Raw genomic sequence first — 11,679 nt, 5'->3', positions numbered from 1 at the left:
GCCGTAATGCGTATGGGCGATCAGGACCGTCAGGCGATCCCGGCTATTTCCACTGGCTCTCTGGGTCTGGACATCGCACTCGGCATTGGCGGTCTGCCAAAAGGTCGTATCGTTGAAATCTACGGTCCTGAATCCTCCGGTAAAACCACGCTGACACTGTCCGTGATCGCCCAGGCTCAAAAAGCCGGCGCGACCTGCGCATTCGTCGACGCCGAGCACGCACTGGACCCGGAATACGCCGGCAAACTGGGCGTCAACGTCGATGACCTGCTGGTTTCCCAACCGGACACCGGCGAGCAGGCCCTGGAAATCACCGACATGCTGGTGCGTTCCAACGCGGTTGACGTGATCATCGTCGACTCCGTGGCGGCCCTGGTACCGAAGGCTGAAATCGAAGGCGAAATGGGTGACATGCACGTGGGCTTGCAAGCCCGTCTGATGTCCCAGGCGCTGCGTAAAATCACCGGTAACATCAAGAACGCCAACTGCCTGGTGATCTTCATCAACCAGATCCGGATGAAAATCGGCGTGATGTTCGGCAGCCCGGAAACCACCACCGGTGGTAACGCGCTGAAGTTCTACGCTTCGGTTCGTCTGGACATCCGCCGTACCGGCGCGGTGAAAGAAGGCGATGAAGTAGTTGGCAGCGAAACTCGCGTCAAAGTCGTCAAGAACAAGGTGGCTTCGCCGTTCCGTCAGGCTGAGTTCCAGATCCTTTACGGCAAGGGCATCTACCTCAACGGTGAGATGATCGACCTTGGCGTACTGCACGGCTTCGTTGAGAAATCCGGTGCCTGGTATGCCTACAACGGCAGCAAGATCGGTCAGGGCAAAGCCAACTCGGCCAAGTTCCTGCAGGACAACCCGGACATCGCTGCCACCCTTGAGAAGCAGATTCGCGACAAGCTGCTGACACCGACTCCAGACGTCAAAGCTTCGCCGGTCAAAGCAACCGCTGATGATCTGGCTGACGCTGATATCTGATTGATCCGATGACCGCCGTACTCGATACCCTCGTCGCGGTGCGGCGAACCGCAATGGACCTGCTCGCGCGACGCGAGCACGGTCGAGTCGAGCTGACGCGTAAACTGCGTCAGCGCGGCGCTTCTGATGAAATGATCGATACAGCACTCGACCGTCTGACGGAAGAGGGGCTGCTGTCCGAATCCCGATACCTCGAAAGCTTCGTTTCCTACCGTGCCCGTTCCGGCTATGGCCCTTTGCGCATCCGCGAAGAGTTGAGCCAGCGTGGCTTGCAACGTGCCGATATTGAGCTCGCCCTGCGTGAAAGCGGAATCAGTTGGCAAGAAAACCTGGAAGACACCTGGCGGCGCAAGTTTGCCGGGCATTTGCCGATAGACGCCCGCGAGCGCGCCAAGCAAGGGCGCTTCCTCGCCTATCGGGGATATTCCATGGAAATGATTGGCCGCTTGTTCAGCGGCCGAGGAATGGATGACTGACTGAAAAGGCCCGACTATTGAAATAGTCGGGCCTTTTTTTGATCATGTAACCTTGATCTGTTCCCGTTGGCGCTGTGGCGTCGGGGGCTGAGCCGTGGCCCAGTTTTCCGGCAGGTTGATGTAGTCGACCAACTCACGCAGGCGTCCGTGATCACGGGCGTTGAAGGCGAAGGCCAGTCGCGCCAGGTGACTGAACTGAGCTTCGTCGTGCTCCTCTCCACTGTAAGTATGTTGATGAAAGTGATCGCTCAGGCACAGGTCGGCGAAGGCCTCCTGCATATGCTCGATCGCTTGGTCGCTGAGTTTGTGATTCATGCGAATTACGAACTGACGTTTCAGCCAGCGGCTGGAGTGGAAGTTGCTGTAGAACTGATTGATCTCGGCCACGGCTTCATCGACGTTGTACACCAGACGAATCAGCTTCATGTCGCTCGGCAGGATGTAACGGTTGGCCTCCAGTTGATTGCGGATGAAGTCCAGCGCCCCTTCCCAGAAACTGCCGCCGGGAGCATCCAGCAACACCACGGGAACCAGCGGGCTTTTGCCGGTCTGGATCAGGGTCAGCACTTCCAGGGCTTCGTCCAGTGTGCCGAAGCCGCCCGGACAGAGCACCAGCGCGTCGGCCTCTTTGACGAAAAACAGTTTGCGGGTAAAGAAAAAGTGGAAGGGCAGCAGGTTGGCGGTGCCGTCTACCGTCGGATTCGCATGCTGCTCGAAGGGCAGGGTGATATTGAATCCAAGGCTGTGATCCCGGCCTGCACCTTCGTGGGCGGCGGCCATGATGCCGCCACCGGCACCGGTGATGACCATCAGGTTCGATTGAGCGAGTTTTTCGCCCAGCTCCCGGGCCAGGGCGTACAGCGGATGTTCAACCGGTGTACGTGCCGAGCCGAAAACGGTCACTTTACGCCGCCCCTTGAACTGCTCCAGCACACGGAAGGCGTGCTCCAGTTCGCGCAGGGCTTGCAGGGTGATCTTGGCGTTCCAGCGATTGTGGTCTTCTTGCGCCATGCGCAAGACAGTCAACATCATGTCGCGATAAATCGGAATATTCGGGCTATTGGGTGAAACCAGGTTGAGTTGCTCTTCGATCTTGCTGGTGAGATCGACGCCGATGCTTTGAAAATGACGCACCAGAAGGTCATTCGGTTGGTAAGGCATTCAACTTCTCCTTCTACACAGAACCTTCGGCTCGAACGAGAAATTCGCCTGAGCCGCGACACTGCTTGTGTCGCTGTCAGCCCGCAAAGAGGGCTGGGCACTACACCCGACTCGACATGACCATGAAGCGTTGAAGTGGCGGTCGAGTCATCCAGACGGGTTCTGTTTATCCCTTGGATGAAAGAAACGTTCGCACTACAAGACTCTGAATGGGCAGCCCCTTTTCTGCCTTGAACATTTAACACGAATACACTGAATCTAGACGTTCGCGGTGAGTTGTGCTGACTTGATCATGGTCCTCGAAAGTCTTCGCTGGCAATAACTTATTACGGATTTGCAATCGGCTTTCGCCGCCTGTCAGAACCTGTACCAGATGGCCAGAGCTCTGATTTACTAAGTTACAGACGCAACAAGACAGCATTGCGTCCAGGGCAAGGCGCAACGCTTCAGGAGCTGTGGGGAGTCATCGCGCAATGATTGGCGATCAAGTGCAAGGAGGCTGGCAATGAGCCTGGTGATTCTGGAGGTCGATACGCAACTGTATCGATTGCTGCAGTCGGCGGCCGAGCGCAATCACGTGAGCCTCGAAGAGGAATGTCGTCGGCGGCTGGAAGGCAGGGAACAGCGCTCACCTTATTTGCAGGCGCTGGTGGCAGAACTGCGCGCCGATGATGAGCAACGGCGCGCAGGTTCGCAGTGATTACTTTTTCTTTTGTGCCGTTTGCGCAGGGCAATCCGATTCCTGGTAGCTGGCCGAGCCTACAGGCCGATTGGTTTTGTTTTCCGAGAAGTCATAACGCATGATCGCGCCTTTGGCCATCAGTTTGCGGTAGTTCGCGTTGCGGCAAACGCTGGCGCCCAGCTGCAGATAAACCGCTTTCGGATTGGCACGCATCTCGTCGGCATAACCTGATTGCACGCTGATGTGGTCGATCAGCTGCTTGCCTTCAACCGTATAGCCTTGGTCGAGAAGGTGCTCATTGATTTCCCGAGGCAAGCCGACGTTACTTTCCGCAGCAACCTTTTCCAGCATCTTGCCCAGATTCAAGTCATTCAAAGAGGCCGCTTGAGCGCTGAAGGGCAGGGCCAGCAGAAGGGCAGCGGTGGGAACGATAAGGCGCAGCATGAAACTCTCCTGGTTCAGTGACTGGTGCTTCGACCAGCCACATGGCGGTGCGTTCAGTGGTGGCGGATTATAGGCGAGCGGGGGTAGGCGGTACAGGTTTGGGCGAGCCGCTCTGGTAAACTGGCGCGACTTCCTGCCCTGCCGAGTGTTTTTTGTGTCGATATCTCTTTCCTGCCCGTGCTGCCTGCGATGAGCAATGCAGCCTCACGTTTTGCCATGAACGCCGTAGCCCGTCTGCGCGATGAGCGCGAAGAGGAGAGTACCAAGCCTTTTCTGGCTCGCGGTTCACGGGCGCCCCGTTGCCATACGTGCCGGGTGATTGAGAGTCACTGCCTGTGTAACTGGCGTCCCCTGGTCGAATCACGGGCTGGCGTTTGCCTGATCATGACCAGGAAGGAAGTGTTCAAGCCGAGCAATACCGGCTGGCTGATCGCTGACGTGGTAAGGGACAACTTTGCCTTTATCTGGTCACGTACCGAAATCGATCCGCAACTGATCAAGCTTTTATCCGACCCGCAATGGCAGCCTTATCTGGTCTTTCCCGGTGAATACGTTGCTGCCGAACGCGTGACTCATACGGTTGAGGCAACTTGCGAGAAGCGCCCGCTGTTCATCCTGCTGGATGCCACCTGGACCGAAGCGAGAAAGATTTTTCGGAAAAGCCCTTATTTCGATGCTTTTCCGATTTTGAGCCTGCTTCCCGAAAAGCTCTCACGGTACCGCTTGCGAAGGTCTACCCGAAGCGAGCATCTGTGCACCGCCGAAGTTGCTGCGTTGTGCCTGGATCTGGCGGGGGATGTGGACGCTGCATCGGCACTGGACGCCTATTTCGATGTGTTCAGCCAGCATTACCTCGATGCTAAACATCAGTTGGAATTGAATGTCTCGACCCCTGCCCATACAGAATTACGGCCTTTCGTTGAGCACACAGCGCCGCTTATGTCTGATGAGTCACCCATACTGACAGGTAACCAAGGGTTCTCGGCTTGACCACCCAGGCTTCGCTGGGCATCCTTGGCGCCGATTGGGGTGCGGCCAAAGATTGAAACGCTGGTTTTATGGGCTCTTGGCGTTGAGCGTGCCCTGTTGGTGCCGCTGTCTGGCGGTACCTTGAGTTGCTTTGGCGAGGCCTGAATGCATTAGGTCCGCCATAAAAAACAGGATCATTTGAAAAATGGCCACATACGAAATCCTGATCGCCGATGACCACCCTCTCTTTCGCAGCGCGCTGCATCAGGCCGTGACCCTGGGCCTTGGCCCCGAGGTTCGTCTGGTGGAAGTGGCGAGCATTGCCGAGCTGGAAACCCGTCTGACCGAAAAGGCTGACTGGGATCTGGTGCTGCTGGACCTGAACATGCCGGGCGCGTACGGCTTTTCCGGGCTGGTGCTGTTGCGCGGTCAATACCCACAGATCCCGGTGGTGATGGTTTCGGCTCAGGAAGAAGCATCGATCATGGTGCGTTCCCGTGAATTCGGGGCTAGCGGTTTTATCCCTAAATCCAGTTCACTGGAAGTGATTCAGCAAGCCGTGCGCACGGTGCTGGATGGCGACGTCTTCTGGCCGCCGCAGGCATTTGAAGCGGTCAGTGTTTCGGACGAGGCCAAGGCTGCCAGCGAAGGCTTGGCCAGTCTGACGCCACAGCAGTTCCGTGTCTTGACCATGGTCTGCGAAGGTTTGCTGAACAAGCAGATAGCCTACGAACTGAGTGTTTCGGAGGCAACGATCAAGGCGCACGTGACGGCGATTTTCCGCAAGTTGGGTGTGCGTACCCGGACTCAGGCGGCGTTGCTCTTGCAACAACTTGAGTCAATCTCTAGCCACTAAAGGCTCGTTCATTCACGCTTTTTTAACGTTTGTTGATCTAGCTTTTCTACTCCTTTTGGTTCAGTTGCCTACTCTATGTCGCCTTTCAAAGGTCAAACCGGTCTCAAGCGCATTCTCAATGCCGGTGGCTATTCCCTCGACGGTCTGCGTGCAGCCTTCACCGGCGAAGCCGCTTTCCGTCAACTGGTCCTGCTGAATGTCATCCTGATTCCGGTAGCGTTTCTGCTGAACGTCAGCCACGTCGAGCGTGCCTTGCTGATTGCCGTCTGTATGCTGGCGCTGATTGTCGAGTTGCTCAATTCGGCCGTGGAAGCGGCAATTGACCGGATTTCCCTCGAACGGCACCCGCTGTCGAAAAATGCCAAGGACATGGGCAGCGCTGCTCAACTGTTGGCGCTGAGCATGATCGCGCTGGTGTGGGCGGTGATTCTGCTTTAAGCAATCGTCGGCAACACGATCTCGTCGCTGCGCTGAACCCCTGCGGTGAAAGCGCGGCACAGTTCGAGAAACTCCCGCATGGCCGACGTCTGATACTTCTGTTTGTGCCAGATGAAATAGAACTGCCGCGCCAGATCCAGATCCGGTGTTTCAACCGCCACCAGACTGCCGCGACGGAACGCGTCGCGTAGCGCCAACCGCGAAATACAACCAATCCCAAGGCCAGACTCCACCGCGCGTTTGATCGCTTCGGTGTGTTCCAGCTCAAGCCGGATATTCAATGCGCTACGGTGATGACGCATGGCCTGGTCAAAGGTCAGGCGTGTGCCTGAACCCTGTTCGCGAAGGATCCAGGCCTCAAATGTCAGTTCTTCCATGGTCGCCTGGCCACGGGTGGCCAGCGGGTGCTGTGGGGCGCAAAACACCACCAGCTCATCCTCGACCCAGCTTTGCACTTCTATGTCCGGGTGGCTGCAGTCGCCTTCGATTAGACCCAGATCAATTTCATAGTGGGCGACTTGTTGCACGATGTTGGCAGTGTTCTGCACGTGCAGCTTCACCTGGCTTTCTGGATGTCGCTGCATGAAGCTGCCGATCAGCAAAGTCGCCAGGTAGTTGCCGATAGTCAGGGTGGCGCCGACCGCCAGCGAGCCGAAACCGGACTTGCCGTTGAGCAGGTCTTCGATTTCCTTGGCCTGGTCCAGCAGGGCTACCGCCTGTGGCAACAGTTGTTTGCCCATGGCGTTGAGGCTCAGCCGCTTGCCGGCGCGGTCAAACAATTGGCAACTGGATTGGCGCTCAAGTTCGGTGATAGAGGTGCTGGCCGCCGACTGCGAAAGGTTGAGCAGACCCGCAGCACGGGACACACTCTCTTGCTGAGCGACGGCGACGAAGACCTGAAGTTGACGTAGAGTAAATCGCATATCTATATAACCGATAACCCTTATCTTAATAATCCATTTAACAGATATTGTCGCCGCCATTAGAATGCTATGCAATTGCGCTCGGCAGCTCATTTTTTGCAGAGCAGGCGCAGAGCATGCGCAGACAAATCTCCAGGAGTCCCCCGTACATGAGCAACATGAACCACGAGCGTGTCCTCAGTGTTCATCACTGGAACGACACTCTGTTCAGCTTCAAGTGCACCCGCGACCCGGGCCTGCGCTTCGAGAACGGCCAGTTCGTGATGATCGGCCTGCAACAGCCCAACGGCCGCCCGCTTATGCGCGCTTACTCGATTGCCAGCCCGAACTGGGAAGAGCATCTGGAGTTTTTCAGCATCAAGGTTCCCGATGGTCCGCTGACTTCCCAGTTGCAGCATCTGAAGGAAGGCGACGAGATCATCATCAGCAAAAAGCCGACCGGCACCCTGGTGCTGGACGATTTGAAGCCTGGCAAGCATCTGTACCTGCTCAGCACCGGTACCGGTCTGGCGCCGTTCATGAGCGTCATCCAGGATCCGGAAACCTACGAGCGTTTCGAAAAAGTGATCCTGTGCCACGGCGTACGTTACGTCAACGAAGTCGCTTACCGCGAGTTCATCACCGAGCACCTGCCGCAGAACGAATTCTTCGGCGAGGCCCTGCGTGACAAGTTGATCTACTACCCGACCGTGACTCGCGAGCCGTTCGAAAACGAAGGTCGTCTGACCGACCTGATGCGCAGCGGCAAGTTGTTCAGCGATATCGGCCTGCCGCCGATCAATCCTGAAGACGACCGCGCCATGCTCTGCGGCAGCCCGAGCATGCTCGACGAAACCAGTGAAGTGCTCAACAGCTTCGGTCTGAAAGTTTCGCCGCGTATGCGTGAGCCGGGTGACTACCTGATCGAGCGTGCGTTCGTCGAGAAGTAAGCCTTTTCCCTTGGGATCGGGCCTTTGTGGGAGCGGGCTTGCTCGCGAAAGCGGTTTAGCATTCAACGATGATGTTGACTGATAGTCCGCATTCGCGAGCAAGCTCGCTCCCACATTAGTTATGTGTCTGACCCAAAAAGCCCGCGTTGCCTGAGAAGGCAAGGCGGGCTTTTTCGTTTCCGGCGGGCGTTGATGGGGTTTATGCGTTGACGGGGATGACTTCGAGGACGCGGATCAACCCCGGCTCGGGGTAATGCCAGCGCACGTCCAGATCCCAGAACTGGGCGCCGTATTCGCGTTCGGGTGCAGGCGTCTGGTAGGCCGGGCGTGGGTCTTGCGCCAGACATTGCTCGATCAGCTCGACCAAGGGCTCTTCAAGGCGCTGAGCGTGCGTATGAGCTTGTTGCAGTGCTGCGTCTGCCCACTGCACCGGAATCAGCTGCGGCGCGGCGCTGGCGATCTCGTTGGATGCGCACGGGATGATATCGGCGTAGGGCACGTAGGGTTTGATGTCGAGAATCGGCGTACCGTCCAACAGGTCAATGCCGGAGATCCACAGGCGATTGGCTTCAACCTTGTCCAGCTTGACCACCGATTGGCCAATACCATTGGGTCGATGGGTCGCGCGCGTGGCGAACACACCCATGGACTTGTTGCCGCCCAAGCGCGGTGGGCGGACCTTGAGTCGCGGTTTGTCTTCCAGCGCCTGATGAAACAGGAACAGCAGCCAGACATGGCTGACCTGCTCCAGGCCTTGCACCGCATCACCCTGATCGAATGGCGCCACCAGTTCCAGAATGCCGCGAGCGGCTGGAGCCAGTTGCGGCTGACGCGGAATGGCGAACTTCTCCTTGAAGCAGGAACGCACGAAGCCGATCGGGGAAACGCTGTAGGTCATGGGGTTGGGGTCAAGGCGGGAAAGAGGTGGGCATGATAACCCGAGCAACCGCTGGATCGGTGGCGCCTGTTAGTCCGCCATCGCGAGCAAGCTTTGCTCCTACAAGAGTACGGCCGGACAACTGTAGGAGCAAAGCTTGCTCGCGATGGCCGCACCGCCGATTTCAGAGGCTGAACCCACCATCCAGAGGAATGATGTTCCCGGTCATGTAGGCCCCGGCGGTGCTCGCCAGGCTGATGGCCAGTGCGGCCATTTCTTCTTCGCGGCCCCAGCGTTTCATTGGGATCAGCGCCGTGTCTTCGGCCAGCGCCTGTTCATCGTTGCCGATGTGCTGGGTCATTTTGCTCGGGAAGCGCCCTGGGGCGATAACGTTGACGTTGATGTGTTGGCTCACCAGCTCGCGAGCAAGAATCCGCGACAGTTGATGTAAGGCCGCCTTGCTCGGGCCGTAGGCATAGGCCTGTTCGCCGAAGGAAGAAATCCCGGCCACCGAGCCGATATTGATGATCCGCGCTGGATTGGCGGCCGAGCCGGCCTTGCGCAACAGCGGCAGGAATTGCTGGATGCAGTTGAACACCGAGGTCACGTTGAGCTGCATGACTTTCTCCCAGCCCTTGACCGGGTAGCTTTCCAGCGGTGCGCCCCAGGTGGTGCCGGCGTTGTTCACCAGAATATCCAGATGGCCGATCTGTTCGTTCAGCCGCGTGGCCAATTGCTGGACACCTTCTTCATGGGTCAGGTTGGCGGCCACCCCGTGGCAAACCCCGAAGGCGCTCAATTCCTCTGCGGTCTGCTGGCAGGCTTGCGCATCGCGGGCACACACGTACACGCTCGCGCCAGCCTCAACGAAAGCTTTTGCGATCATTTTGCCGATACCACGGGTTCCGCCGGTCACCAGAGCGGTGCGGCCTTGCAGGGAGAAGTACGGGTGCATGGCAAATCCTGAGCGCTGTAGGGAAGTACTTACCCTAGTCGTCAGGTGCGAGAAGCGGAGCCACTATTGTCGAGCGGAATGGGCGGTCATGCGTACCTGCAGTGACCGAGTTGGTCACCGCAGGCCAGGGAATCAGCCGCGAACGCGCAGGGTCAGGCCCTTGAGGAAATTGCGCAGCAACTGGTCGCCGCATGGGCGGTAGTTGGTGTGGCCGAACTTGCGAAACAGCGCGCTCAGCTCAGGCTTGGAAACCGGAAACTCGGCAGCCTTGAGAATCGCGTGCATGTCGTCTTCTTTCAGTTCGAAGGCCACACGCAGTTTCTTCAGGATGATGTTGTTGGTGACTGGCAGCTCGATCGGCTGCGGCGGACGGCTTTCGTCCTTGCCGCGCTTGAAGAACACCAGGCCGTCGAGGAAATGCGCCATGACGTCGTCCGGGCAGCGTACGAAGCCTTCCTCGTCTTCCTCTTTTTTATCGAGGTACGTCACCAAGTCTTCCATGGTGACGTCCATGCCGCCGAGCTTGATGATCTCAATGACTTTCTTGTCGCTGATGTCGAGCATGTAGCGCACGCTGCGCAGTACGTCGTTATGAATCATGGTGTGCAATCCTGATATTCAGCAGTGGGCGCCGTGTAAAAAGCAGCGCCGAAATGTAGGGCGGCGTAAAAAGTCTTAGAACTTCTCTTTGCCGGAAAGATAGCGCCATTGCCCCAGCGGCACTTTGCCAATGGAAACACCGCCGATGCGGATGCGGCGGATGGCGACGACCTTCAGGCCGACGGCCTGGCAGAACAGGGCAATCACGCCCGGTTGTGGGTTTTTCATCGCAAAACGCAGGCGATTTTCGTTCTGCCAGCTGGCTTTGACCGGCGGCAGTTCCTTGCCCTTGTAGGTCAGGCCGTGGTTCAAGCGGTTGAGGCCGTGAGCCACCATCTCGCCTTCAACCTCGACTACATACTCTTGCTCGATCTTGGCGGAGTCGGCGGTGAGCTTGCGCAGGATCTTCCAGTCCTGGGTAAACACCAACAAACCGCTGGCATTGGCTTGCAGGTCGGTACTGGCGGTCAGCCGCAGGAAGTGGCCCTTGAGCGGACGTTTGCTGAAGCGGTGTTCTTCGCTCAGGGTCTCGGCGCTGATGGTTGCCATGGCTGTTTCCGCGTCCATGCCAACAGGCACATTTAGCAGAATGGTCACAGGTTCCGGCGCGGTGGCCTTGGCTTCGGGGTCGAGTTCGACTTTCTGGGTGTCGACCTTGAACTGCGGCTCATCGATGACTTCGCCGTCCACGGTGACCCAGCCGCCCTCAATGAACAGCTCAGCCTCCCGACGGGAACAGCCGACGAGCTCGATGAGGCGTTTGGAGAGACGAATCGGGTCAGTCATGACAGGGGCCGTTACAAAAGGGGGGAGGCATTGTACCTGCCTCGCGCCGGTTAATCGCGGGTCCATTTGCGGAGTTAAAGCTTTTAGCCGCGCCGAGCCTGTGGATTGGCCTGTTTCAAACGCATGTGCAGCAGCGGATACGGCTGGCCCATGCCATCGACCTCCGAGCGTCCGATGACTTCGAAACCCTGTTTGAAATAGAACCCCAAGGCTTGCGGATTTTGTTCGTTGACGTCCAGCTCATCGGCATTCAGGTGTTCGAGTGCGTAGCGCAGCAGTTGTTTGCCCAGGCCTTCGCCACGGTGTTCGGGGGCGATAAAGAGCATTTCGACTTTGCCCGCTGCAACGCCGGCGAACCCGGTGATGTGCTGGCGTCGGTCGCGGGTGCAGATCAGCATGACGGAATCCAGGTAGCGGGTGAGCACCAGGTTTTTCAGCCGCTCGATGTAACTGTCCGGTAAAAAGCCATGCGTGGCGCGTACCGACGCCTCCCAGACCCGGGTCAACTCTTCGTAGTCGCTGTGTTTCGGTGTGTGGATGACCGAATGATGGCGCATGCCCGCCTGCCCCTTGTGCTGTGCGTGAGGTGAAATCCTCTT

The 11,679-nt window shown here is 57.8% G+C and carries 15 protein-coding genes; 7 read left to right on the top strand and 8 right to left on the bottom strand.

All coding sequences use genetic code 11. The features are described 5' to 3' along the window. A partial coding sequence (gene recA, locus ACIPIN_RS12300; RefSeq protein WP_401118842.1) for a recombinase RecA occupies positions 1-984 on the top strand: 984 nt, incomplete at its 5' end. An 8-nt stretch (positions 985-992) separates the two neighbouring features. Beyond that, positions 993-1,460: a recombination regulator RecX gene (gene recX, locus ACIPIN_RS12295; RefSeq protein ID WP_401118839.1), complete on the top strand. Its 468-nt coding sequence runs from the start codon at positions 993-995 to the stop codon at positions 1,458-1,460. Positions 1,461-1,502: 42 nt separating this feature from the next. Here recX and ACIPIN_RS12290 read toward each other — a convergent pair whose 3' ends face one another. Beyond that, on the bottom strand, positions 1,503-2,621 hold the full coding sequence (locus ACIPIN_RS12290) for a TIGR00730 family Rossman fold protein (protein ID WP_401118837.1): 1,119 nt from the start codon (positions 2,619-2,621) through the stop codon (positions 1,503-1,505). Between the two features lie 505 nt (positions 2,622-3,126). Here ACIPIN_RS12290 and ACIPIN_RS12285 point away from each other — a divergent pair. Continuing rightward, positions 3,127-3,321: a hypothetical protein gene (locus tag ACIPIN_RS12285; protein ID WP_401118835.1), complete on the top strand. Its 195-nt coding sequence runs from the start codon at positions 3,127-3,129 to the stop codon at positions 3,319-3,321. On the opposite strand, the gene ACIPIN_RS12280 is transcribed toward ACIPIN_RS12285, so the two are convergent. Further along, positions 3,322-3,747: a PA3611 family quorum-sensing-regulated virulence factor gene (locus tag ACIPIN_RS12280; RefSeq protein ID WP_401118833.1), complete on the bottom strand. Its 426-nt coding sequence runs from the start codon at positions 3,745-3,747 to the stop codon at positions 3,322-3,324. It abuts the gene before it with no gap. Between the two features lie 189 nt (positions 3,748-3,936). Here ACIPIN_RS12280 and ACIPIN_RS12275 point away from each other — a divergent pair, with 189 nt between their 5' ends. The 3 genes from ACIPIN_RS12275 to ACIPIN_RS12265 all read left to right on the top strand — a co-directional run bounded on the left by ACIPIN_RS12275 (position 3,937) and on the right by ACIPIN_RS12265 (position 6,010). Then, on the top strand, positions 3,937-4,737 hold the full coding sequence (locus tag ACIPIN_RS12275; RefSeq protein WP_401118831.1) for a tRNA-uridine aminocarboxypropyltransferase: 801 nt from the start codon (positions 3,937-3,939) through the stop codon (positions 4,735-4,737). 184 nt (positions 4,738-4,921) lie between these two features. After that, the gene (erdR, locus tag ACIPIN_RS12270; RefSeq protein ID WP_123428383.1) at positions 4,922-5,572 is read left to right on the top strand and encodes a response regulator transcription factor ErdR; all 651 of its coding nucleotides are present in this window, start codon (positions 4,922-4,924) and stop codon (positions 5,570-5,572) included. A 75-nt stretch (positions 5,573-5,647) separates the two neighbouring features. Continuing rightward, complete coding sequence (locus ACIPIN_RS12265; protein WP_401118828.1) at positions 5,648-6,010, top strand: diacylglycerol kinase; 363 nt, start codon at positions 5,648-5,650, stop codon at positions 6,008-6,010. Here ACIPIN_RS12265 and ACIPIN_RS12260 read toward each other — a convergent pair. Continuing rightward, a complete protein-coding gene (locus ACIPIN_RS12260; RefSeq protein ID WP_401118826.1) occupies positions 6,007-6,933 on the bottom strand; it encodes a LysR family transcriptional regulator in 927 nt (308 codons plus the stop codon). The two genes, ACIPIN_RS12265 and ACIPIN_RS12260, sit on opposite strands and share 4 nt — an antisense overlap. A gap of 149 nt (positions 6,934-7,082) precedes the next feature. Between ACIPIN_RS12260 and fpr the strand changes: the two genes are divergently transcribed. Continuing rightward, entirely contained in the window at positions 7,083-7,862 is a 780-nt protein-coding gene (gene fpr, locus ACIPIN_RS12255) for a ferredoxin-NADP reductase (protein ID WP_003189055.1), read from the top strand. Positions 7,863-8,061: 199 nt separating this feature from the next. On the opposite strand, the gene tsaA is transcribed toward fpr, so the two are convergent. The 5 genes from tsaA to ACIPIN_RS12230 all read right to left on the bottom strand — a co-directional run bounded on the left by tsaA (position 8,062) and on the right by ACIPIN_RS12230 (position 11,637). Next, entirely contained in the window at positions 8,062-8,760 is a 699-nt protein-coding gene (gene tsaA, locus ACIPIN_RS12250) for a tRNA (N6-threonylcarbamoyladenosine(37)-N6)-methyltransferase TrmO (protein WP_401118824.1), read from the bottom strand. A 163-nt stretch (positions 8,761-8,923) separates the two neighbouring features. After that, positions 8,924-9,694: an SDR family oxidoreductase gene (locus tag ACIPIN_RS12245; RefSeq protein ID WP_401118822.1), complete on the bottom strand. Its 771-nt coding sequence runs from the start codon at positions 9,692-9,694 to the stop codon at positions 8,924-8,926. A 132-nt stretch (positions 9,695-9,826) separates the two neighbouring features. Next, positions 9,827-10,294 (bottom strand): DUF1456 family protein, encoded by a 468-nt coding sequence (locus ACIPIN_RS12240; protein ID WP_401118820.1) that lies wholly within the window; start codon positions 10,292-10,294, stop codon positions 9,827-9,829. Positions 10,295-10,369: 75 nt separating this feature from the next. Continuing rightward, positions 10,370-11,080, bottom strand: coding sequence for an rRNA pseudouridine synthase (locus ACIPIN_RS12235; protein ID WP_401118818.1), 711 nt, complete (start codon positions 11,078-11,080; stop codon positions 10,370-10,372). Between the two features lie 83 nt (positions 11,081-11,163). After that, positions 11,164-11,637 (bottom strand): GNAT family N-acetyltransferase, encoded by a 474-nt coding sequence (locus ACIPIN_RS12230; RefSeq protein WP_401118815.1) that lies wholly within the window; start codon positions 11,635-11,637, stop codon positions 11,164-11,166. Positions 11,638-11,679: the final 42 nt, after the last annotated feature.

The sequence above is a fragment of the Pseudomonas sp. NPDC087697 genome (assembly GCF_044743155.1).
In the GTDB taxonomy this organism is placed as follows: domain Bacteria; phylum Pseudomonadota; class Gammaproteobacteria; order Pseudomonadales; family Pseudomonadaceae; genus Aquipseudomonas.
This window is presented reverse-complemented; position numbering and strand designations above follow the sequence as displayed.